The sequence below is a fragment of the Shinella lacus genome (genome assembly GCF_010994755.1).
Taxonomy (GTDB): domain Bacteria; phylum Pseudomonadota; class Alphaproteobacteria; order Rhizobiales; family Rhizobiaceae; genus Shinella; species Shinella lacus.
This window is the reverse complement of record NZ_WHSB02000002.1, coordinates 587974-610496: the sequence shown is the minus strand read 5'-3', so window position 1 is coordinate 610496 and position 22523 is coordinate 587974. Positions and strand designations below refer to the sequence as shown.

General features: G+C 63.5%; 20 protein-coding genes and 4 tRNA genes. 11 read left to right on the top strand and 13 right to left on the bottom strand.

Annotation, left to right across the window (positions count from 1 at the left end):
• Positions 1 to 74 precede the first annotated feature (74 nt).
• On the top strand, positions 75 to 527 hold the full coding sequence (locus GB927_RS07465; protein WP_256116037.1) for a hypothetical protein: 453 nt from the start codon (positions 75 to 77) through the stop codon (positions 525 to 527).
• 1 nt (position 528) lies between these two features.
• Here GB927_RS07465 and trmFO read toward each other — a convergent pair whose 3' ends face one another.
• The 3 genes from trmFO to GB927_RS07450 form a co-directional block, all read right to left on the bottom strand.
• Positions 529 to 1938 (bottom strand): methylenetetrahydrofolate--tRNA-(uracil(54)-C(5))-methyltransferase (FADH(2)-oxidizing) TrmFO, encoded by a 1410-nt coding sequence (gene trmFO / locus GB927_RS07460; protein WP_256116035.1) that lies wholly within the window; start codon positions 1936 to 1938, stop codon positions 529 to 531.
• A gap of 146 nt (positions 1939 to 2084) precedes the next feature.
• The gene (locus tag GB927_RS07455) at positions 2085 to 2228 is read right to left on the bottom strand and encodes a DUF1127 domain-containing protein (protein ID WP_023511883.1); all 144 of its coding nucleotides are present in this window, start codon (positions 2226 to 2228) and stop codon (positions 2085 to 2087) included.
• 346 nt (positions 2229 to 2574) lie between these two features.
• A complete protein-coding gene (locus GB927_RS07450; protein WP_256116034.1) occupies positions 2575 to 2718 on the bottom strand; it encodes a DUF1127 domain-containing protein in 144 nt (47 codons plus the stop codon).
• Between the two features lie 152 nt (positions 2719 to 2870).
• Between GB927_RS07450 and GB927_RS07445 the strand changes: the two genes are divergently transcribed.
• The 6 genes from GB927_RS07445 to GB927_RS07420 all read left to right on the top strand — a co-directional run bounded on the left by GB927_RS07445 (position 2871) and on the right by GB927_RS07420 (position 8260).
• Positions 2871 to 3254, top strand: a complete 384-nt coding sequence (locus GB927_RS07445) for a hypothetical protein (RefSeq protein ID WP_256116033.1) — start codon at positions 2871 to 2873, stop codon at positions 3252 to 3254.
• Between the two features lie 561 nt (positions 3255 to 3815).
• Positions 3816 to 4919, top strand: coding sequence for a DUF2157 domain-containing protein (locus GB927_RS07440; protein WP_256116032.1), 1104 nt, complete (start codon positions 3816 to 3818; stop codon positions 4917 to 4919).
• Positions 4920 to 4921: 2 nt separating this feature from the next.
• Positions 4922 to 5512, top strand: a complete 591-nt coding sequence (locus GB927_RS07435; protein ID WP_256116031.1) for a GDYXXLXY domain-containing protein — start codon at positions 4922 to 4924, stop codon at positions 5510 to 5512.
• Positions 5513 to 5648: 136 nt separating this feature from the next.
• Positions 5649 to 5733 (top strand) — tRNA-Leu (locus GB927_RS07430).
• Between the two features lie 179 nt (positions 5734 to 5912).
• Positions 5913 to 7388, top strand: a complete 1476-nt coding sequence (gene tig, locus GB927_RS07425; RefSeq protein ID WP_256116030.1) for a trigger factor — start codon at positions 5913 to 5915, stop codon at positions 7386 to 7388.
• A 224-nt stretch (positions 7389 to 7612) separates the two neighbouring features.
• Entirely contained in the window at positions 7613 to 8260 is a 648-nt protein-coding gene (locus GB927_RS07420) for a DUF2306 domain-containing protein (protein ID WP_256116029.1), read from the top strand.
• Here GB927_RS07420 and GB927_RS07415 read toward each other — a convergent pair.
• The 6 genes from GB927_RS07415 to GB927_RS07390 form a co-directional block, all read right to left on the bottom strand.
• Entirely contained in the window at positions 8247 to 9050 is an 804-nt protein-coding gene (locus GB927_RS07415) for an endonuclease/exonuclease/phosphatase family protein (protein WP_256116028.1), read from the bottom strand. The genes GB927_RS07420 and GB927_RS07415 overlap by 14 nt on opposite strands.
• Positions 9047 to 10453, bottom strand: coding sequence for a Si-specific NAD(P)(+) transhydrogenase (sthA, locus tag GB927_RS07410; protein ID WP_256116026.1), 1407 nt, complete (start codon positions 10451 to 10453; stop codon positions 9047 to 9049). The genes GB927_RS07415 and sthA overlap by 4 nt, the downstream gene beginning before the upstream one ends.
• 138 nt (positions 10454 to 10591) lie before the next feature.
• Complete coding sequence (gene radC, locus GB927_RS07405) at positions 10592 to 11335, bottom strand: RadC family protein (RefSeq protein ID WP_256116193.1); 744 nt, start codon at positions 11333 to 11335, stop codon at positions 10592 to 10594.
• Positions 11336 to 11429: 94 nt separating this feature from the next.
• Entirely contained in the window at positions 11430 to 12257 is an 828-nt protein-coding gene (map, locus tag GB927_RS07400; protein WP_256116025.1) for a type I methionyl aminopeptidase, read from the bottom strand.
• Positions 12258 to 12287: 30 nt separating this feature from the next.
• Complete coding sequence (gene sfsA, locus GB927_RS07395) at positions 12288 to 13007, bottom strand: DNA/RNA nuclease SfsA (protein WP_256116024.1); 720 nt, start codon at positions 13005 to 13007, stop codon at positions 12288 to 12290.
• A 6-nt stretch (positions 13008 to 13013) separates the two neighbouring features.
• Positions 13014 to 14870, bottom strand: coding sequence for a PHA/PHB synthase family protein (locus tag GB927_RS07390; protein WP_256116023.1), 1857 nt, complete (start codon positions 14868 to 14870; stop codon positions 13014 to 13016).
• A gap of 125 nt (positions 14871 to 14995) precedes the next feature.
• Between GB927_RS07390 and GB927_RS07385 the strand changes: the two genes are divergently transcribed.
• From GB927_RS07385 to recJ, 4 genes are all read left to right on the top strand, one after another.
• The gene (locus tag GB927_RS07385) at positions 14996 to 15334 is read left to right on the top strand and encodes an SHOCT domain-containing protein (protein WP_256116022.1); all 339 of its coding nucleotides are present in this window, start codon (positions 14996 to 14998) and stop codon (positions 15332 to 15334) included.
• Positions 15335 to 15510: 176 nt separating this feature from the next.
• Positions 15511 to 16728: an LL-diaminopimelate aminotransferase gene (locus tag GB927_RS07380; RefSeq protein WP_256116021.1), complete on the top strand. Its 1218-nt coding sequence runs from the start codon at positions 15511 to 15513 to the stop codon at positions 16726 to 16728.
• 57 nt (positions 16729 to 16785) lie between these two features.
• A complete protein-coding gene (locus GB927_RS07375) occupies positions 16786 to 18108 on the top strand; it encodes a homoserine dehydrogenase (protein WP_256116020.1) in 1323 nt (440 codons plus the stop codon).
• 192 nt (positions 18109 to 18300) lie between these two features.
• Complete coding sequence (gene recJ / locus GB927_RS07370; RefSeq protein ID WP_256116019.1) at positions 18301 to 20103, top strand: single-stranded-DNA-specific exonuclease RecJ; 1803 nt, start codon at positions 18301 to 18303, stop codon at positions 20101 to 20103.
• Positions 20104 to 20137: 34 nt separating this feature from the next.
• On the opposite strand, the gene GB927_RS07365 is transcribed toward recJ, so the two are convergent.
• The 4 genes from GB927_RS07365 to GB927_RS07350 form a co-directional block, all read right to left on the bottom strand.
• Positions 20138 to 20212, bottom strand: a tRNA-Glu gene (locus GB927_RS07365).
• Positions 20213 to 20340: 128 nt separating this feature from the next.
• Positions 20341 to 20415: transfer RNA gene (locus GB927_RS07360), tRNA-Glu, on the bottom strand.
• Positions 20416 to 20864: 449 nt separating this feature from the next.
• Positions 20865 to 20939, bottom strand: a tRNA-Glu gene (locus GB927_RS07355).
• A 140-nt stretch (positions 20940 to 21079) separates the two neighbouring features.
• Positions 21080 to 22405: a YcbK family protein gene (locus GB927_RS07350; RefSeq protein WP_256116192.1), complete on the bottom strand. Its 1326-nt coding sequence runs from the start codon at positions 22403 to 22405 to the stop codon at positions 21080 to 21082.
• Positions 22406 to 22523 lie beyond the last annotated feature (118 nt).

Here is a 22523-nt window from a genome sequence, read left to right as displayed (position 1 = left end):
TTGACGGGACGCAAAACTGGCGCAAGCCTTGTCGGCTACAGCGTCAGGACGTTTTTCGCGGAGGAGTCGCGCCGATGCTCTGGACCATCACCATCGCCAGCCTGCTCTTGGCCGGCCTGGTCTTTCGTCAGATGTTTCGCCGGGAGGAGGAGCAGGAACTGGCGGGCGAGGATGCCGGCCTGGCGATCCTGGAATTCGGCCGGGCGTTTCCCGACGAGGCGATCCGCGAGATGATCACCACCGCGAATGGCCGCACGGTGTTCCTGCGGCTGCATGACGGCAAGGCCGGCTGCATGAATGCGCACGGCCACCACTATTCCTGCCACCTGATCGAACCGGGCACGGTGCGCGTCAACGGCGCCGGCCCGAAGCGTCTCGACGTCAAGTTCGCCAATGCCGCCTATGAGGGCGGCACCTTCGAGTTCCGCGACGAGCGGGACGCCGCGGAAGTCTCGCTGTGGCTGCTCGGCAGCTTCATGCCTGGTATCGCCAGCCTCGATCCGCAGGCCGCGGGCCAGCCGCACTAATTTACAGGCTTAACCAGCGCGTGCAGTCTTCAAGCGCGCGGGCGGCGGTCGCGTGCTTCTTGGCGATCGCCTTGTCGTTGCCGCGAAAGCGCTTCAGGCCTTCGGGCCTGATCACCGCGCCCGGCTCCAGCGGCGGAAACAGGCCGAAATTGACGTTCATCGGCTGGAAGGAGCGTTTTCCCGGCTCGTCGTCGGAGACGATGTGGCCACCGGTAATATGGTTCAGCAGCGCGCCGAAGGCGGTCGTTTCCGGCGGCAGCGAGGGCGTTTCGCCCAGCCGCTCGGCGGCCGCGAACCGGCCAGCGAGCAGGCCGATGCTGGCGCTCTCCACATAACCTTCGCAGCCGGTGATCTGGCCGGCGAAGCGCAGGCCCGGGCGGCCTTTCAGCGTCAGCGAACGGTCGAGCAGCGTCGGCGAGTTGATGTAGGTGTTGCGGTGCAGGCCGCCGAGGCGGGCGAATTCCGCATTTTCGAGCCCGGGAATCAGGCGAAAGATCTCTGCCTGCGCGCCATATTTCAGCTTTGTCTGGAAGCCGACCATGTTGTAGAGCGTGCCGAGCGCATTGTCCTGGCGCAGCTGCACGACGGCATAGGCCTTGACGGTCGGGTTATGCGCATTGGTGAGGCCCATCGGCTTCATCGGCCCGTGGCGCAGCGTCTCGCGGCCGCGCTCCGCCATCACCTCGATCGGCAGGCAGCCGTCGAAATAGGGCGTGCCTTCCCATTCTTTAAAGCCCGTCGTGTCGCCGGCGATCAGCGCATCGATGAAGGCATTGTACTGCGCCTCGTCCATCGGGCAGTTGATATAGTCCTTGCCCGTGCCGCCCGGGCCGACCTTGTCGTAGCGCGACTGGAACCAGCAGATTTCCATGTCGATGCTTGCCGTGTGCACGATCGGCGCGATGGCATCGAAGAAGGCGAGCGAATCGGCGCCGGTGCGCGCCTGGATCGCTGCGGCGAGCGATGGTGCGGTCAGCGGACCGGTCGCGATGATCGCCTGGTCCCATTCCTCCGGCGGCAGTCCGGTCACTTCCTCGCGCGTGATGGTGATCAGCGGGTGGCTTTCGAGAGCGGCCGTGACGGCAACGGAAAAGCCATCGCGATCGACCGCGAGCGCGCCGCCGGCCGGCACCTGGTTGGCATCGGCCGAACGCATGATCAGCGAACCGGCCAGCCGCATTTCGGCGTGCAGCACGCCGACCGCATTGCTGGTCGCATCGTCGGAGCGGAAGGAATTGGAACAGACGAGCTCGGCAAGGCCGTCCGTCTTGTGGGCATCCGTGCCGCGCACGCCGCGCATTTCATGCAGGATGACGGGCACGCCACGCTCGGCGATCTGCCAGGCGGCTTCGGAGCCGGCAAGGCCGCCGCCGATGATATGGATGGGGGCTGGGGAGGAGGTGTTGTTCATGGCCGGTTCGTTACCACGGCGGCGTGCGGCTTTCCATCACCCCGAAATCAAAAGCTTGAATCAAAAACGGCACCAGATGGTGCCGTTTGAAGCGTTCCTCGCGCGTCGCCTATTCCGGCCGCAGCGGCGGAAATTCGGCTGATGTCTTAGCGGAAGGAACGGGCTGCGATGTCGCGGATGTCGTAACGCGTCAGGCCGATGTCGGACAGCGTGTGGTTCGACAGGTTGCCGAGTTCGTTCATCGTGCGGCGGTAGGAAATCCAGTTCTTTGCAATGCGGATCGGGTTCATCGTCTTTGCTCCTCGAAGCGGTTGTCCGGGACGTCTGTCAACCGGTTTGTGATGCTTATATACGCGACACTCTTGTTAATGTGCAGTGCAAAGAAAATGCAGCTGCTATGCATTTGTGCAATAAGACGATCACGGATCGGGCAGTTGCGAACGCTGCGAGCATAATAGGCAGAAAGTGCCGCTATTCCAGGCGGATAGGGATTTTCAGCATTTTCGGGGAAGAAAAGCAGGCGTGTCGCAGACGATGAATCGCGACATTGTGCGCCGCAATAAGTCGCGCACAGCAAAACGCCCTCCGGCGGGAACCGGAGGGCGTTCGAAAAAGGACCGTTAACGGTCGTTCGGCTTAGTTGGAAGCCTTGCGAGCGATGTACGGGATATCGCTGCGGCCGATGCCGAGGTCGCGGAGCTCGCGGTCCGACATGCGGCCGAGTTCGTTGACGGTCTGACGATACTTGCGCCAGTTGTTAAAAGAGCGTGCCAGGTTCATGTGATTACCCCTTTCTTGGGCTTCGTACTGGGCGGCCGCTCGTCTTTGGCGCCGCCCTGATCTGATGAAACGGAATATACGCTGCGCCGCCGAAAAGAACAGCGCTGTTCCAGCACGGCACCCATGCGTTTTGTGCATGTCAAGCAGAAATTTTGGCAAAATTCTGGCCAAAATCCGGGCTTTCGGCCACAAAGGTTAAGGCCGGTATGCATCTCTGGTTGGGTGCAGTGCAAAAAGAAACGCCCGCCGGGGAGGAGATCCGGCGGGCGTTTCTGGTCTCGATCGGCAACCTGGGAGGAGGAGGGGTGCCGATCCTGTCGGGGACGTTGGGAGGAGGAGATCGTCGCCCGACCGATGAGAGGAATATAGGATGGCGCCGTCGCGTAAAAAAGAGCGCGATCGGAATGGCACCCATGCGTCGCTTGCATGCGTTCAACATCAGGCGCGCGAAATTGCGCAAACTTTGCGCGGATCTGCCCAGCGTCGGAGGATTTTGCCGGGAAAGAGAGGGCGCGCCATGCGTCTGGCGCAAATAATAACGCCCGCTGGGGGAGGAGATCCAGCGGGCGTCATTGAAGGTGACTGGCAACTGGGAGGAGGAGTGTTGCCAATCGTATCGAAGCGACGCTGGGAGGAGGAGTGCGTCGCCCCGAATTCTATGTCGATCCCCGTTTCCGGGCATCGGGTCTTCAGGCATCATGCCAGGCGTTCGACCAATCCGCTCTTCCGGTCCTCTGTCGCCATACGAAACGCGGCGCCTTGATTTCCGGGCCGAACCATCTCTGATCCGATGACTGAACTATAACCGCGCCCGTCGATTTTGTGCAGTGCAATATGGGCATGGATGATATGCGCCCGCTGCATGCCCGAAACCGCCGAGCCAATCGGCTCTTGAGGGCTAGAATTACCATGCATTTCTTTATTTCCCGTTAATCTTGGTTGTCATTGGCCCGCATTCAAGGGCATAACTCGCGAAGATTTGCCCATTTTTCGAGTTTTCGCCCCGATTGCGAATTTCTCTGCAACCTATATCGTCCCTGTTGACAGAGCCGGAATCGGCGCGATCGAATGATATTTTCGGAACGGAGCAGGAACGCATGTACAGGGGCAGGCTGGAGCGCGACCTCAAACTCTGGGAGGTGCAGGGCCTGATCGACGCGCCGACGGTTGGGCGGCTGCTCAAGGAATACGATTCCCGCCCCAGTTCCTTCAGCCTCGGCCGTGTGCTGATGATCATCGCCGCACTGCTGGTCGCCGCCGCAGTCCTGCTGCTGGTCGCCGCCAACTGGGATGCGATTCCGCGCCTCGTGCGGCTCGTCGGCATCGTCGGGCTGATCTGGGGCGCCTATCTGGCCGGCGCAGTGCTCATCACGCGCGGCGCGGAGCGGCTCGCCGCCGCCTTCCTGGTGTTCGGCACGCTCGCCTTCGGCGGGGCAATCGCGCTGGTCGGGCAAATGTACCATCTCTCCGGCGATACGTTCCAGGCGACGCTCGTCTGGTTCGTCGGCGCGGTCGTGGCGGCTGCGCTCTTCCGCTCGGGCGCCGTCACCGCCGTCGCGGGTTTCCTGGCCTTCGTCGTTTCCGGTGCGGACTGGACGCAATCCTACAGCGCCAACGAGACCGTGCTGCTCTGGCTGATGCCGCTGATGGCCGTCATCATTATCCTGCTGGTGCGGTATACCGGCGCCGCGCGGGTCCGCCATCTCGCCTATCTGCTGCTCGTCACCTGGCTCGCCTTTATCTATAGCGAATACGAGACGCCGACGACCGCCATCGCGATTGCCGCCTTCGGCGCGGTCGCCTATCTGCTGGCCGCCGTGCCGCAGTCGCCGCTCCATGCCTTTGCCCGCAGCGCCGGCGCCGCACCCGCCTTCTATTCCTACCTGGTGCTGATGGTCGGCCTTCTCGTGCTGCATGCCGAATTCGACAATGTGGCGGACCGGCTGTTCCTCGGCATCCTCACGCTCATGGCCGCCATCGCCGGCATTGCGCTTTCGGGCAAGGAGAACGGGGCGGTGCGTTATCTCGGCTACGGTGCTTTCGCTGCCGAGACGCTCTATCTCGCCTCCGAAACGATCGGCTCCATCATCGGCACGTCCGGCTTCTTCCTCGTCTCGGGCCTGGTGGTGGCTCTGATCGCCTGGGGCGTGATCGCGCTGGAGCGGCGTTTTTCCAAGGCTGAAACCAAGGTGGAGGCGTGAGCATGACGATATCCAGTTTCCTCCGCGTGCCCCCGCTTGCCGCCGCCATCGTCGCCGCTGCCCTCCAGACCGCGGTGCTCGGTTATATGGTCGAAAGCCGCGCCTCGATCCTGCGCAGCGGCGCCGACATTAAATTGAAGACGCTGCCCGTCGATCCGCGCGACCTGCTGCGCGGCGACTACGTCATCCTGTCCTATCCGATCTCGACGATCCCGAAGGATATCGTGACGGGCGAGATACCGAAGGACAGCCAGCAGGTGCGCATGTCGGTGCGGCTGAAGCCCGGCGCGGACGGCCTATGGACGGCAAGCGAGGCGAGTTTCGGCGACCTTGCGCCGGCGGAAGGCAGCGTCGTGCTGCGCACGCTGCCCTTCGAATATTATTCGTCGGTGGACAATGTCCTGCCGGATAACATCTTCGTCAGCTACGGCATCGAGCGCTATTATGTGCCGGAAGGCGAGGGCAAAGTGCTGGAGGATGCCCGCAACCAGGAGGAACTGGAGGTGGAGGCGCGCGTCTCGAAGGAGGGCACGCCGCAGATCGCCCGGCTCATCCTGAAGGGCGAGCCGATTTATGACGAACCGCTCTATTGACGAGAACGGGCTGGATCACGCCGCTCTGCTCCGCATTTTTCCTTTGATCCGCCGGAAACGGGTGATATAGAGACGCCGCGCTCGGAGGGCGCCACGGCAGCGGCCATGCCGCCCGTGGCACTGCAGTATCTGAGACGCGGGTATGGTGAAATTGGTAGACACGCCAGATTTAGGTTCTGGTGCCGCAAGGCGTGGGAGTTCAAGTCTCTCTACCCGCACCAGAGCCACGAACCGTGGAAATGGAGGTTTCCGCGGCTGTGGGTCATTGTAGAGCGCCATTTTGCTTGCCAAAAGGCCACGGAATTCAGTAAAGCCACCGCTGGCAAATGGACCGGCGGGGTGCTCGCCATAACCGGCAGGCCGGTTTGAGCACCGCCAACTCGAAATTGAAGGTTTGAACATGCAGGTTATCGAAACGCTCGCTGAAGGGCTGAAGCGCGAAATCAAGGTCGTTATCCCGGCCAAGGACATGGAAGCTCAGATGAACGAGCGTCTTGAAGACGCCAAGGGCCGTGTCCGCATCAACGGCTTCCGTCCGGGCAAGGTCCCCTTCGCCCATCTCAAGAAGATGTACGGCAAGTCGATCATGGCTGAGCTCGTCAACGAGATCATCCGCGACCGTCCGTCGGCCATCCTTTCCGAGCGTGGCGAAAAGTCGGCGACCCAGCCGGAAATCGTGATGACCGAAGACCAGGCCGAAGCGGAAAAGATCCTTGCCGCCGAAGCCGATTTCGAATTCACCCTGTCCTATGAAGTCATTCCGGCGATCACGCTGAAGGACGCTTCCGGCATCGCCGTCACGCGCGAAGTCGTTGAAGTCGACGCTTCCGAGGTCGACGAGCAGATCCTGAAGATCGCCGAAAGCGCCCGCACCTACGAGACCAAGAAGGGCAAGGCCGCCGACGGCGACCGCGTCACGATCGATTACCTCGGCAAGGTCGATGGCGAAGCCTTCGACGGCGGCAAGGACGAAGACGCTGAACTCGTCATCGGCTCCAACCGCTTCATCCCGGGCTTCGAAGAGCAGCTCATCGGCCTGAAGGCTGGCGACGAGAAGGTCATCACCGTGACCTTCCCGGCCGATTACCCGGCTGAAAACCTCGCCGGCAAGGAAGCCACCTTCGACATCAACGTCAAGGAAGTCGCTGCCGCCGCCGACGTCGAGATCAACGACGACCTCGCCAAGAAGCTCGGCCTCGAATCGGCCGACAAGCTGCGCGAAATCGTCCGCGGCCAGATCGAAAGCCAGTACGGCTCGGTCACCCGCCAGAAGGTCAAGCGTCAGATCCTCGACCAGCTCGACGAGATGTACAAGTTCGATTCGCCGGAACGCCTGGTCGACGCCGAATTCGAAAACATCTGGCGCCAGATCAACACGGACCTCCAGCAGTCCGGCAAGACCTTCGCTGACGAAGACACGACGGAAGAAGCCGCTCGCGAAGAATACCGCAAGCTTGCCGAACGCCGCGTCCGCCTCGGCCTCGTTCTCTCGGAAATCGGCGAAAAGGCCGGCGTCCAGGTGACCGACGAAGAAATGCAGCAGTCGCTTTACCAGCAGCTCCGCCAGTTCCCGGGCCAGGAAAAGCAGATCCTCGAATATTTCCAGAAGACCCCGGGTGCCGCCGCCTCGCTGCGCGCGCCGATCTTCGAAGAAAAGGTCGTCGATCACCTGCTCAGCGAAATCAAGGTGACGGACAAGGCCGTCTCCAAGGACGAGCTGATGGCCGAAGACGAAGAGGGTTCCGAAAAGGAAACCAAGAAGGCCGCGCCGAAGAAGAAGGCCGCCGCCAAGGCCGAAGCTGCGGACGGCGAAGAAGCCGCTCCGAAGAAGAAGGCTGCCGCCAAGAAGAAGGCCGCCGAAGGCGACGCCGAATAATCGGATCGACCCGATCGAATACGAAGAGGCCGCCCATTGGGCGGCCTTTTTGCGTTTGGACAGAATGCTTCCGCGTAGACCGGGCAGCCACACGCGGCCTCCGCAACAAAGCGCAGCACAACGAAACCCGCCAATACGCTCGATTATGCCAGTGATGACCGGGTCGAAAACGCGGTCGCCGCCTGCTGTGCAAATAGCGCGGCCGCAATGCCGGAGTGTGCTGCATGTTGAAATCAACTGTCGCCATCAGCAGGTTCGTCCTGCTTTGGATTCTCTGTCCCGTCGTGGCCATTGCCTCATTTCGCTTTCTCCTCGGAGGCGTCGAGGTGACGATGGCCGACTTCGTCTATCACGCCAACCTGCGGCCGGTCGCATTCTATGCCCACATCGTGCTGGCGTCGGTCGCGCTTGCTCTCGTGCCCGTGCAACTATGGCCAGGGTTGCGGCAACGCCGCATCACCCTTCACCGAACGCTCGGGAGAGTCTACGCGATTTCGATTCTCGCCTCCGGCGCGGGCGGCTTCTTTCTTGCGGTGGGCACCGAATCGGGCGCTTTTGCAGCCTCTGGCTTCGCTTGCCTGGCCATTGCCTGGGTCGGCACTACGGTCTACGGCGTCATTCTCGCAATGACGGGGGATGTGGCGGCGCATCGCCGCTGGATGATCCGCTCCGCCGCCCTGACGATGGCCGCGGTGACACTTCGCATCTACCTCGGGCTCTCCATCGTGGCCGGCCTATCCTACGACGAGGTTGCCGGAGCGCTGGCGTGGGGATGCTGGATACCCAATCTTCTTCTGGCTGAGGTCATCGTGCGCCGGAGCAAACCAGGGCAGCAGCGGGTAGGCTTTCGACCCGCCGTCAGCCGAGGGTGAGAAGCAGCGCCCGGTGATCTGAGACTTCAGGTGTTTCTACGACTGTGAACTCGGCGACCGGCACTTCCGCATTGACCAGCATGTAGTCCGCATAGCGGCCGGGCTTCTTGTAGAGCGAGGTTCGCGTGTCGGTGAAGCCGCGGGTCGTGACGAGGTCGGTGAGGCCGAGCTGTTCGAGTGTCTTGAAGGTGCGGCTGTCGGGCAGCAGGTTGAGGTCGCCGCACAGCACGACGCCTTCGTCCTTGCGATGCAGGCGCTCGATGAGCGCGACGAGGGCGTCGGCCTGCGCGTCGCGGGCGGGCGTATCGCCCTTGCCGTCCTCGGTCCGCAGGCCGTGGAGTTGCACGACGGACAACGCGCGATCGGCCGCGTAGTCGTAGAGACGGAAGGCATGGGCGTTGCGGGCGCGGGGATGGGCGCCGAAACCGTGTGGGGAATACGCGCCGTGCACGAAATCGAGCGCCTGTCCGATGACCGCGATGTCCTGCCGGATGAAGGTGGCGAGGCCGAATTCCTGCCAGCAGGCCTGGTCGCCGTCCAGCAATTCGCCGCGCATGGCCGGCGCGAAGAAGCCGTCATGGGCGGGAAGGGCGGTGGCGATGTCCCGGTAGAGATTGGCGCGCTGCTGGAGCTCCACCGCGCCGTCGCGATAGGTGAGCCAGTCCGACCGCGCGGCGACGGCCCGCGGCGCCTCCTGCAGGCAATAGACGTCGGCATCGACCGTGGCGAGATAGTCGATGAGCGGCGCGTGCAGCATGCCGCCCCAGACGTTCAGCGACAGGATCTTCATGCCGTCTGCGACAGGTCGCCCATGCGGTTCCAGGCGTCGAGGCCGGCGATCTTGTAGGCTTCGGCGAGCGTCGGGTAGTTGAAGGTGTTTTCGACGAAATATTCGACGGTGCCCTTCAGGTTCAGCACGGCCTGGCCGATATGGACGAGTTCGGTGGCACCTTCGCCGACGATGTGCACGCCGAGCAGGCGGCGGGTCTTCAGCGAGAAGATCATCTTCAGCAGGCCGGAATTGAGGCCCATGATATGGCCGCGCGAGGTTTCGCGGAACCGCGCCATGCCGCACTCATAGGGGATGCCACGTTCCTTGACCTCTTCCTCGGTGAGGCCGCAGGTCGAGATTTCCGGCACGGCATAGATGCCGTAGGGGAAATATTTCGGCGGTTCCTTGGCAATGGCGCCGACGGCGACGCGGGCGGCGATGCGGCCCTGTTCCATCGAGGTCGAGGCAAGCGCCGGGAAGCCGACGACATCGCCGGCGGCGAAGATATGCGGCACTTCGGTCTGGAACGTCTCCGGATTGACGCTGAGGCGGCCGCGCGAATCGGCGGTGAGGCCGGCGGCGGCAAGGTTCAGGCTGTCCGTCGCACCGACGCGGCCGGCGGCATAGAGCACCATGTCGCAGGTGACGTGGCGGCCGTTGTCCAGCGTGATCTCGCACTTGCCGTTTTCGAGCTTCTCCACCTTGTCGGCCTTCTGGCCGAGGATCAGCTTCATGTTGCGATCGCGCAGATCATGGGTGAACTCCTCGATAATTTCCTTGTCGATGAAATCGAGGATCGTCGCCTTGGGATCGATAACCGTCACCTGCGTGTCGAGCGCGCTGAAGATCGTGGCATATTCGATGCCGATGACGCCGGCGCCGATGACGGCCATGGAGCGCGGCAGGCTCTGGATGTCGAGCAACTCATCGCTGTCGAGCACGCTGACGCCATCGAACGGAATACTTTCCGGGCGATAGGGCTTGGTGCCGACTGCAAGCATGATGCCGGCGCCCTTCACATGCACGGTCTCGCCGTCGTCCTTGACGATTTCCATCGTATCGGGCGTGACGAACTTCGCCTTGCCGCGGATGTGCTGCACGCGGTTGCGCGCGAACTGGTGCTCCAGCACGTCGACCTCGTGATCGAGCGTGATGAGCAGGCGGCGGCGCAGGTCGTCGGCGCTGATTTCCTGCTTCACGCGATAGGAGCGGCCATAGAAGCCGCGCTCGCGCCAGCCGGAGAGGTTCAGCGCGGTCTCGCGCAGCGTCTTCGACGGGATCGTGCCGGTGTGCACGGAAACGCCGCCGACGCGCTTGCCCTGTTCGATGACGAGAACCTTGCGCCCGAGCTTGGCGGCCTGGATGGCGCCGCGGCGGCCTGCGGGGCCGCTGCCCACGACGACGAGATCGAATTCCTGCATGTGAGGGTGCCCCAGTCTTTTGCGGGAAGAATCATATTGCGTTGCAGCAATTGTCTTCGCCTCGCATTTTTACGTCAACCGAATGTGACAGCGAACCGTTTCAATCGGATGAAAGCCGGTTCACCCGATTTTGGGATTTCACATAAGTCTCAGTCCCTTGAGACTGGCATGCCCATCCTTGCCGATGATGATGTGGTCATGCACCGTGATACCAAGCGGCCGCGCCGTTTCCACGATCGTCTTCGTCATGTCGATGTCCGCCCGCGACGGGGTCGGGTCACCCGACGGGTGGTTGTGGACCAGAATGATCGCCGTCGACGACAATTCAAGCGCCCGGCGCACGACTTCGCGCGGATAGACCGGCGTGTGATCGACCGTGCCGTGCCCCTGCACCTCGTCGGCGATCAGCGTGTTGCGCTTGTCGAGGAAGAGGATGCGGAACTGTTCGCGCGGCTCGTGCGCCATGGCGGCGTGGCAATATTGGATGACGGAGGACCAGGAGGCGAGCACCGTCTTGTTGCGGATCTCGCTTTTCAGCGTGCGCTGGGCGACGGCTGAAATGAGTTTCAGGTCGAGCGCCACTGCCTCGCCGATGCCCTTCACCTCCTGCAACAGCGCGGGCGTGGCGCCGAACACGCCGGAAAGCGTGCCGAAGCGGTCGAGCAGCGCCTTTGCCACCGGCTTGGTGTCGCGCCGGGGAATGAGGCGGAACAGCAGCAGTTCGAGGATTTCGTAATCCGCAAGCGCGCCGTCGCCACTGTCGCGGAAGCGCAGGCGCAGCCTCTCGCGGTGGCCGTGATAGTGTTTGTCTTCGACCGTCGGGATCGCCTTGGCGTTCGTCGTGCGGGCAGGGCGCTCGTAGAAATGGCCGCGTTCGTCCATGGAGTCGAAAAGATCGTCGGCGGTCGAGGCGTCGTCCACCGTCGTGGTGGAGGATGTCGTGTCCTTTCGTCCGCGCGATCCTGCCATGGGCGACCTATGCCGGAAGGCCGGGACGGTCGAGGCCGCCGGGCGAAAGCGTAAAAATCTCGCAGCCATCCGCCGTCACGCCGACGGTGTGCTCGTATTGCGCGGAGAGCGAGCGGTCGCGCGTGACCGCCGTCCAGCCGTCGGACAGCACCTTCACATGCGGTCGGCCGAGATTGATCATCGGCTCGATGGTGAAGATCATGCCCTCCTTCATTTCCGGCCCCTCATTGGCGCGGCCGTAATGCAGGATGTTCGGCGCATCGTGGAAAAGCCGCCCGACGCCGTGGCCGCAGAAATCGCGCACGACCGAGCAGCGCTCGACTTCCGCATAGATCTGGATCGCTTCGCCGATGGCGCCGGTGCGTGCACCCGGCTTCACGGCGGCGATGCCGCGCATCAGGCATTCGTGCGTTACTTCGAGGAGCCGCTCGGCGGCGCGCTTGATCTCACCCACCGGATACATGCGGCTCGAATCGCCATGCCAGCCGTCCAGGATGAAGGTGACGTCGATATTGACGACATCGCCTTCGCGCAGCGGCTTGTCGTTCGGAATGCCGTGACAGACGACGTGGTTGATCGAGGTACAGCTCGACTTGGTGTAACCGCGATAGTTCAGCGTTGCCGGTAGCGCGCCGTGGTCCATGCCGAATTCGAAGACGAAACGGTCGATGACGTCGGTGGCGACGCCCGGCTTCACCAGAGGATAGAGCTCGTCCAGGCAGCGCGCGGTGAGCTGGCAGGCCTTGCGCATGCCGGCGAAGGCCTCCGCGTCGTAGAGGCGGATCACGCCCGTGTTCTTCAGCGGCGCGGAGGTCGCGTCGATATAGGTCACCATGGTCGAACTTTCGCTAATCTTTAGAGACCGTCATAAATCAGCGACACCGGGTTCGTCCATGGCGATCGCTGCGACAGGATGGATTTGCTGGGATGTAACCGCGCATTTGACCGCATAGGCCTCCACACCGCGCGCAATCGCCCGCCGGAAGCCCGTCGCATAGGCCGGGTCGAGGTCGGCGCAGATGCGGAAGCGCGAACAGTCCTCGCGCTGGATGAGATAGAGCATGACGGCGCGAAAACCGGCCTCCGCCATGTCGCCGAGCTCTTCGAGATGTTTTGAACCGCGCTCCGTCACCGTATCGGGGAATTCCGAGAGGCCGGGCGTGCGGCGGAAATGCACGTTCTTCACCTCGACATAGGCCGACGGGCGGCCGTCGCCGGAGAGCAGGATGTCGATGCGGGAGTTGCGGCCGTATTTCCTTTCGCGCTCAAGAACCGGATAGGTGCCGAGATCGGCGACGAGGCCGGCGCGGATCGCTTCCTCGGCGAGCCGGTTCGGCAGGCCGGTATTGATGCCGACGATCGTGTCGTCCGCCTCCACCAGTTCCAGCCGATGCCGGTGTTTTCGCGTTGGGCTGTCGCTCTGCGACATCCAGATGCGCGAGCCCGGCGCGGTGAGGCCGCGCATCGAGCCGGTGTTGGGGCAGGAGCCGGTGATCGCCGATCCGTCATCGAGGATGGCGTCGAACAGGAAGCGCTTGTAGCGCTGCACGAGGGTGCCGGAGACGAGCGGCGGATCGAATTTCATGTCGCGTCAGGCACGCACGCGCACATAGGAGCCGGGGGCTTCCTCGATGGAATTCATCGCGCCGCCGGTCTTGCGGGCCGGCACCATGCGGTCGTCCTCGGCCTTGATCCAGGCGTGCCAGTGCGGCCACCAGGACCCGGCCGTCTCGTTTGCCTTCTCGACCCATTCCTCGAAGGCACCTTTCACCGGGCCGCCGGTCCAGAACTGGTACTTCATCTTGTCCGGCGGATTGACGACGCCGGCAATGTGGCCGGAGCCCGCCATGACGTATGTGACCTTGCCGCCGAAGAACTGGCTGCCGACGAAGACCGATTTCGCTGGCGCTATATGGTCCTCCTTGGTCGCGAGATTGTAGATCGGGATTTTCACGTCCTTCAGCGAAAGCGTTTTGCCCGCAAGCACCATCTTGCCCTTGGTGAGGGTGTTGTTAAGATAGCAATTCCTGAGATAAAACGAGTGGTTGGCGGCGGGCATTCGCGTGGAATCTGAATTCCAGTACAGGAGGTCGAAGGGCATGGGGTCCTGGCCCTTCAGGTAGTTGTTGACGAAATAGGGCCAGATCAGCTCGGAGGCGCGCAGCATGTTGAAGGCGGTCGCCATCTTTGAGCCGTCGAGATAGCCGGTCGCCTTCATGCCGCGCTCCATGAGGTCGATCTGCTCCTCGTCGGCAAAGACCTTGAGGTCGCCGGCATGGGTGAAATCGACCTGCGTGGTGAAGAGCGTCGCCGTGCGGATGCGCTTGTCGCCCTCCTGCCCATGCAGCGCCAGCGTCGCTGCCAGCAGCGTGCCGCCGACGCAATAGCCGATGGCGTTGACCTCTTCCTCGCCGGTCGCCTGCTTGATCGTGTCGAGCGCGAAGCCGATGCCCTCGCGCGCATAGGCCTCCCAGTCCTTGGCGGCGTGGCGCTCGTCCGGGTTCACCCAGGAGATGACGAAGACCGTATGGCCCTGGTCGACGGCCCATTTGATGAAGGATTTCGCCGGGTTGAGATCGAGGATGTAGAACTTGTTGATCCACGGTGGGCAGATGAGGAGCGGGCGCTTCAGCACCGTCTCCGTCGTCGCGTCGTACTGGATGACCTGGCAGACATCGCTCTGCGCGAGAACCTTGCCGGGCGTCAGCGCCATGTTCTCGCCGATCGCGAACTTGCTCGTGTCGGTCTGGCGCAGCTTCAGGTCGCCCCGGCCGGCGGCGATGTCCTCCGCCAGCATCTTCATGCCGCGCACGAGGTTCGCGCCGTTCGATGCGACCGTCTCGCGATAGAGCTGCGGATTGGTGGTGACGAAGTTGCTGGGCGAGATCGCGCTGGCGATCTGCTTCACATAGAAGCCCGCCTTGTGGCGCGTGTGCTCGTCGAGGCCTTCCGCATCCGCCACCAGCTTTTCCGCCCAGTCGGAGGTCACGAAATAGGCCTGTCGCAGGAAGTCGAAGAAGGGGTTCTTCACCCAGTCCTCGTCGCTGAAGCGCTTGTCCTTGCTGTGCGGATCGGGCGTGGCGTCGGGCTCTTCGCCGGAAAGACGGCTCAGCGTGCGCGACCAGATGTTGAAATAGCTGCCGAGCAGCATGGTCTGCGCTTCCAGCGTGCGGCGCGGGTCCGTCAGCCAGTATTCCGAGACTTTGGAGAGGGTTTTCACCATGTCGACCATCGGCTCGGAGACGGTATCGACCTTCTCGCCGCTTTCGCGGGGCGCCAGCCAGGCCGACGCCGCCTTGCCGAGCTGCTCGACGGTGCGGGCCAGGTTGACCGTCAGCGCTTCAGGGTCCTTCACGACATAGGGTTCGATCGCGGCGGGGTCGAAGGGCTGGAAACCGGGCTTGTTTCCGGCTGCATCGCGGTCGTTCGCTTTGCTGTCCTCGGCCATCGTTCCCTCCCGATTTTATTGTTACTTTTGTATTTTTACATTCTCTGCGAAACAGATTACAAGGGCCTGACAGCCTTTCACGGAAAGATACGGAACCGGTCGTTTCGACAGGAGCATACTGCCACATGGCGTTCGAATTCAGGCGCTTGAGCGCCGCCTTTCTCATGGCCGCCATGCCGGTCGTCCTTGCCTCCTGCGCTTCCAGCGAGACGCCCTCGACGGTCAACAGCGGCGCCAACCGCGCCGATGTCTATCCGGACATCACCGCGATCGTCAGCGCTGAAACGAAGCAGATGAGCGACGAGGAAGCCGCAAGCTACAGCGCACGCCTGTCGTCGCTGTCGCGCCGCCGCAGTTCCGGGGTGATTTCGGAGGCGGAATACCGTCGTCAGCTCGCCGAATTGCAGGCTCTGCGCGACGGACACGGCGCGGCGACACTTTCTGAGATCCAGGGCACGAATTAGCACTTGCCTTTCTTGCCGTTTGGCAGCAAAGCGATGGGCGGTCCCCTGGACCGCCGGCGCAGGCGAAGCGCCTTCATTTTGAGCGCTTTCGCCCTTATCCGGTCACTTGATTCGCGTGGAGTTTTGCGTCTTCCGGCAGAGCCGCCGGAGGGGCTCCGCGCTCAACGGGGTAAAAGATGGAAGAGTTTCACAAGGTCCGGCGTCTGCCGCCGTATGTTTTCGAACAGGTCAACCGTTTGAAAGCAAGCGCGCGAGCGGGTGGCGCCGATATCATCGACCTTGGCATGGGCAATCCCGATCTGCCGACCCCCAAGGCGATCGTCGACAAGCTCTGCGAAGTCGTCCAAGACCCGCGCACCCATCGTTATTCCTCGTCCAAGGGCATTCCCGGCCTGCGCCGCGCCCAGGCCGCTTATTACGCCCGCCGCTTCGGCGTGAAGCTGAACCCGGAGACGCAGGTCGTCGCGACGCTCGGCTCGAAGGAAGGCTTCGCCAACATGGCGCAGGCGATCACCGCGCCGGGCGATGTCATCCTCTGCCCGAACCCGACCTATCCGATCCATGCCTTCGGCTTCCTCATGGCCGGCGGCGTGATCCGCTCCATGTCGGTCGAGCCGGACGAGAGCTTCTTCCCGCCGCTCGAACGCGCCGTGCGCCACTCGATCCCGAAGCCGCTCGCGCTGATCATCAACTATCCGTCCAACCCGACGGCGCATGTCGCGACACTCGATTTCTACAAGGACGTCATCGCGTTCGCGAAGAAGCATGACATCATCGTGCTGTCCGACCTTGCCTATTCGGAAATCTACTTCGACGACGCGCCGCCGCCGTCCGTGCTGGAAGTTCCGGGCGCCATCGACATCACCGTCGAGTTCACTTCGATGTCGAAGACCTTCTCCATGCCCGGCTGGCGCATGGGCTTTGCCGTCGGCAACGAACGCCTGATCGCAGCACTCACCCGCGTAAAGTCCTACCTGGACTACGGCGCCTTCACGCCGATCCAGGTGGCGGCGACGCACGCGCTAAACGGCGACGGTGCGGACATTGCGGAAGTGCGCAGCATCTACAAGCGCCGCCGCGACGTGATGGTCGACACCTTCGGCAAGGCCGGCTTCGAGGTTCCGCCGCCGGCGGCCACCATGTTCGCCTGGGCCAAGATCCCGGAAAAGTTCCGCCATCTCGGCTCGCTGGAATTCTCCAAGCTTCTCGTCGAGAAGGCCGACGTCGCGGTTGCCCCGGGCATCGGCTTCGGCGAGATGGGCGACGATTACGTCCGCCTCGCGCTGGTCGAGAACGAGCACCGCATCCGCCAGGCGGCGCGCAACATCAAGAAGTTCCTCTCCACGGCCGACGAGACGATGCACAACGTCATCTCGCTGAACGCCCATCGCTGACACCATCCGCCCTCCGCGCCAGGCGGAGGGCTTTTTCCAAAACGTTAGGACATGACCATGGCTGATGCCCTGAAGATCGGCATTGCGGGCTTGGGCACCGTTGGTGCTTCGCTCGCGAAGATTCTCGTCGAACGCAGGGACATGCTCACGACGACGTGCGGCCGGCCGATCGAGATTATCGCCGTCACCGCGCGCACCAAGGGCCGCGATCGCGGCGTCGATCTTTCCGCCATCGAATGGTTCGACGATTCCGTCGCGCTCGCCCGCGAAGCGAAGATCGACGTTTTCGTCGAGCTGATGGGCGGGGCGGGCGATCCGGCCTATTCAGCAGTCAAGGCGGCGCTGTCGCGTGGCGTGCATGTGGTGACGGCCAACAAGGCGCTGCTTGCCGCGCACGGCGTCGAGCTTGCCGGCATCGCCGAGAAAAACGGCTGCATCCTCAATTACGAGGCGGCTGTCGCCGGCGGCATCCCGGTCATCAAGGCGTTGCGTGAGTCCTTGACCGGCAACACGATTTCCCGCGTCTACGGCATCATGAACGGCACCTGCAACTACATCCTCACCAAGATGGAGAAGGAAGGCCTGTCCTTCGAGGCCTGCCTGAAGGAAGCCCAGCGCCTGGGTTATGCGGAAGCGGATCCTGCCTTCGACATCGAGGGGAACGACACGGCGCACAAGCTGTCGATCCTGACGACGCTCGCCTTCGGCACGAAGATCTCGGCCGACGACATCTATCTCGAAGGCATCACCAACATCTCGATCGACGACATCCGCGCCGCCGCCGACCTCGGCTACCGCATCAAGCTGCTCGGCGTGGCCCAGAAGACCGATACCGGTGTCGAACAGCGCGTGCACCCGACCATGGTGCCGCTTGATTCGGTCATCGCGCAGGTCGATGGCGTGACGAACGCCGTGGCGATCGAATCGGACATTCTCGGCGAGCTGTTGATGGTCGGCCCCGGCGCGGGCGGCAACGCCACGGCATCCGCCGTGCTCGGCGACATTGCCGACATCGCGAAAAGCCGCCCCGGCGCGCAGACCGTGCCGGCGCTCGGCCGCCCGGCCGCGTCCCTTGCGCCTTACAAGCGCGCGCAGATCCGCAAGCACCACGGCGGCTACTTCATCCGCCTCTCGGTGGAAGACCGGACCGGCGTTTTCGCCAGCATCGCCAAGCACATGGCGGCAAACGGCATCTCGCTCGAATCGATCGTCCAGCGCGCGCAGTCCACGACCGAATCGACCGATCCCAAGACCATCATCCTCGTCACCCATGCGACGATGGAAGATTCGGTCCGCAAGGCGGTCGCCTCCATCAAGGGCGAGGGCTATCTCGTCGGCGAACCGCAGGTCATCCGCATCGAGCGGCCGAAGACGGCCTGATTTTCGCTTCTCCGGCGCGGCGTGGTATCAGGTTGCTGACAAAACTTGCCTCACCCACTGCCGTCATCCTCGGCCTTGAGCCGAGGATCCATTCTTCTCAACGGTTTGTGGATGCTCGGGTCAAGCCCGAGCATGACGAAAGAGAGGTTTGGGGATTTTGAGCAGTCTGGAGAGACGGGAGCGGCCATTAGCATGCTGGAAAACGCAGATCCCGTCAGCCGCGCCTTTCTCGGCGTCGAGCGCTCGGCGACGGGCCAGCGCTGGGTGGCGCGGCTCGACCAGGCGGGGGAAAACCGCGCGCTGGCGATGAGCCAGACGCATGGCCTGCCGGACCTGATCTCGCGCGTGCTGGCCGGCCGCGGCGTGCCCTTCGAGACCGCGCTCGAATTCCTAGACCCGACGCTGCGCCGCCTGATGCCCGAACCCCACAGCCTGATGGACTGCGAGGCGGCGACGGAGCGGCTGGCGCGCGCCGTGGAGCGCGGCGAGCGCGTGGCGATCTTCGGCGATTACGACGTCGACGGCGCGTCCTCCTCGGCACTGCTCTACCGTTTCCTCGTGCATTTCGGCGTGCAGGCGGAAATCTATATTCCCGACCGCATTTTCGAGGGCTACGGCCCGAATCCGAACGCCATCGCCCAGCTCATCGAGCGCGGCGCGCAGCTGATCGTCACCGTCGATTGCGGCTCGACCAGCCACGAATCGCTGGCGGTCGCGCGCGATCGCGGCATCGATGTCGTGGTGATCGACCACCATCAGGTCGGCGAGGATCTGCCGCCGGCCCATGCCCTGGTCAATCCCAACCGCGAAGACGATCTGTCGGGGCAGGGGCACCTGTCCGCCGCCGGCGTCGTCTTCCTCGTGCTGGTGGCCTTGCAGCGCGTTTTGCGCGCGCGGGGCGATACGCGTGCCGCCGGCTTCGATCTCCTCTCCATGCTCGATCTCGTGGCGCTCTCCACGGTCTGCGACGTCGTTCCGCTGAAGGGGCTCAACCGCGCCTATGTGGTGAAGGGGCTCGTCGCCGCGCGCCATCTCGGCAATGCCGGCCTGACGGCGCTCCTGAAGCAGGCGGGCATCGGCGGGCCGGTGACGCCCTACCATCTCGGCTTCCTCGTCGGCCCGCGCATCAATGCCGGCGGGCGCATCGGCGATGCCGCGCTCGGCAGCCGCCTGCTGACCATCGATGAGCCGGGCGAGGCCGAGCGCATCGCCAAGCAGCTCGACGAGCTGAACCGCGAGCGCCAGGCCATGGAGGCTGCCATGCTCGCCGAGGCGGAAGCCGAGGCGCAGGCGGAGTACGGCACCGGCGAAAGCGCCTCGGTGATCCTGACGGCCCGCGAGGGCTGGCATCCGGGCGTCGTCGGCCTGCTTGCCTCGCGGCTGAAGGACCGCTTCCGCCGCCCCGCCTTCGCCATCGCCTTCGATCCTTCCGGTAAGGGCACCGGCTCCGGCCGCTCGATCAGCGGCTTCGATCTCGGACGCATGGTGCGCGCCGCAGTGGACGAGGGCATCCTGGTCAAGGGCGGCGGCCACGCCATGGCGGCCGGCCTGACAGTGGAGCGGGCCAATCTCGGCCGCCTGCGCACCTTCTTCCAGGAACGCGCCGAGCGCACCGTGCGCGACCTGGTCGCGGCCGAGGCGCTGAAGATCGACGGCGCGATGAGCGCCAGCGGCGCCACCCTGGCGCTCGCCGACCAGCTCGAACAGGCCGGCCCCTACGGCTCCGGCCATCCGCAGCCGATCTTCGCGCTGCCGGCGCATCGTGTCCGCGATGTGCGCCCCGTCGGCGTCAACCACCTGCGCATCGCCCTTGAAGGTCCCGATGGCGGGCGCATCGACGCCATGGCGTTTCGCGCGGCGGAAGCCGATCTCGGCATGTTCCTGATGAAGGAGCGCGGCCAGGCGGTGCATCTCGCCGGCACGCTTTCGGCCGATAGCTGGCAGGGCAGCCGGCGCATGCAGTTCCGCGTGCTGGACGCGGCAAAGGCGTTCTGACGGACGTATTTTGTGGAGAAATCGACGGGGGAGGTGGCACGCCCTAGGGGAGTCGAACCCCTCTTTTCAGAATGAAAATCTGACGTCCTAACCGATAGACGAAGGGCGCGTGCGGTGGGCGTCTTCTAGTCGGGCCTGCCGATTTGCGCAAGCCCTAAAGGCAGGATTTTTCTCTTTTTTCCCGCTCGATTGATGAGCCGGTCCGGAGAGGCCGAGACTGTATTCGGGGAGGGGAAGTGGCACGCCCTAGGGGAGTCGAACCCCTCTTTTCAGAATGAAAATCTGACGTCCTAACCGATAGACGAAGGGCGCGTGCGGTGGGCGTCTTCTAATCAGGACCGGCCGGATGCGCAAGACGGAAAATCGCGAAAATCGCAACTTTTTCATCGGTGGAAACCGGAACCCACGGGGTAGGGCGCCGTCGTCGAATTGACGACTGGCAATTTCGCGGGAGCCTTCCCATATAATCCTTGCTGAAGGTCCTGAGGTTGCCGCCGTTGACCCTCCCGGCGGTGCCCGTTGGCTCAGCTCCGTTGCCGTTGTCGGCAACACGCAGCCGCTCGTCCGGCATGCTGGGCCGGACGAGCGGTGCGACTGAGCGGATCGAGACCCCGGAGCGCTGGGCCATACTCGACGGGGCCTCTCTCCCGACCGCGTAAGATCGCAGCCGTAAATCCTAAACGATCCTTAACATGTGTCGTTCCACGCCAAGGCGAGCACGAAAAGCTTCGGGCGGTCATTAATGCGTGATGTGGGGGAAGTGGCACGCCCTAGGGGAGTCGAACCCCTCTTTTCAGAATGAAAATCTGACGTCCTAACCGATAGACGAAGGGCGCGTGCGGTGGGCGTCTTATAGAAGGGCGCTTTGGCTTCCGCAAGCGGGAAAAAGCCGTTGTGACAAAAAAATGAAAAGCCGCCGGGAGGGCGGCTTCGGATGCGCGAAAGCGCACCAATTACAGACGCTTAGGCCGAAAGCCTATTTGCGCCGGCGGCAGCGCCAGTTCCAGTCGCGTTCCGGGCCGACGTCGATATGCACGGATTCGGTGTGGCAATAGGTGCCCACGCCGCCGCGGCCGGGCATGCTGCGCAGATATTCCGCAAGCTCCCATTTGGTGACGCCCGCGATCTGGATATCGGCGGCCTCGCAACGCGTATGCAGCGATTGTTTTGCGCGGTTGCGTTTCAGGTCGCGCAGGCCCGAGGTGACGATGATCGGCTTGTCATAATGCGTCTCGATCGTCTTCAGCACCTGCAGCAATTCCGGCTTGAAACAGCCGGTCTTCACCTTTTCGGTCTGCAGCCACAGCCCATTCGGCGCGAGCCGCGCAAGGCCGGCAAGCGAAGCCACTTCCTTGAACTGCGGCGCGTCGTCCTCGACCTCTTCGGATTCCGAATGATCGGTCGAAAACAGCGCATTGGCGGTCGAAACGCCGGGAAGCGTGCCGAGCGACGCCTTGCGCGTCGCATTTGCGCTCTCGCGGTTGAGGACGCGGCGCGGCTGCTCGGCAAAACGATCGCCGTCGAACTGGTCTTTCGCTTCGCGCTTGCTGGCGAAAAGCGAGGCGAGCGTCACCGTCTTGCGCGGCTGGTCCTTCTTCGTCTGCGTCTCGGCAAGACCGGCCTGAGCCGTCGTTTCCGGCAGCGTCACGCTGTCTTCCGCGGGTGTCGTAAGCGCAAGATCGGCGGCATTGCCGGTCGCTGCCTCCGCGACGAGCGCCGTGCGCGCGGTCTTCGGGATCGGCACGTTCTCCGGCAGCACCACTTCGGCCTGTTCGTCACCGAGCGTTTCGAGCGGCTGCTGCCCGGTCGATTCGACGTGCGGCATGTCCTCGACGGGCAACCGGCCGGACTGGTCCGTGCCCTGCGCCTCGCCGGAACCGGCATAGAGGCTCTTGACGGAGGCATTCGTGCCCGACGTCTGCGTCGCATAGGCGGTGCTGGTCTGGCCGCCATTCGCATAGATGCTCGACTGGCCGGCATTCAGCGTGGTCTGCTGCATGACGAGGCCCGCCATGTCGCGCCCGGCCTCTTCGCCGGCGACCTGCCCACCCGCCGTCGCTCCGGCATCGGCCGTTATTGATGGATCCTTCGCCGTGCCTTGAGCGGCATCGGCCGTCACCACCGGCGTGGTGGTGTCGTCGGTGCTGCCCTCGGCGACCGTTTCTTCATTTTCCTGCACGGCCTTGTTTTCCGCGCGCATATCGGTGGAGACTGCGGAAACGCAGCCCGAGAGCGTGGCGACCGACACGGCCAGCAGCAATCCATACCGCAGCGCCTTCAGGCCTGGCCACTTTCCCTGCATGTCCTGCAAAGGCTTTCCCCCGCTTTCGACGTTCGCGCCCTCGGTCTTGCCGCCGATCGGGCCATTTCTTCAAACAGTCGCAACCGCAAGCGAGAAAAGCCGAAGGGCCAGGCTGCGG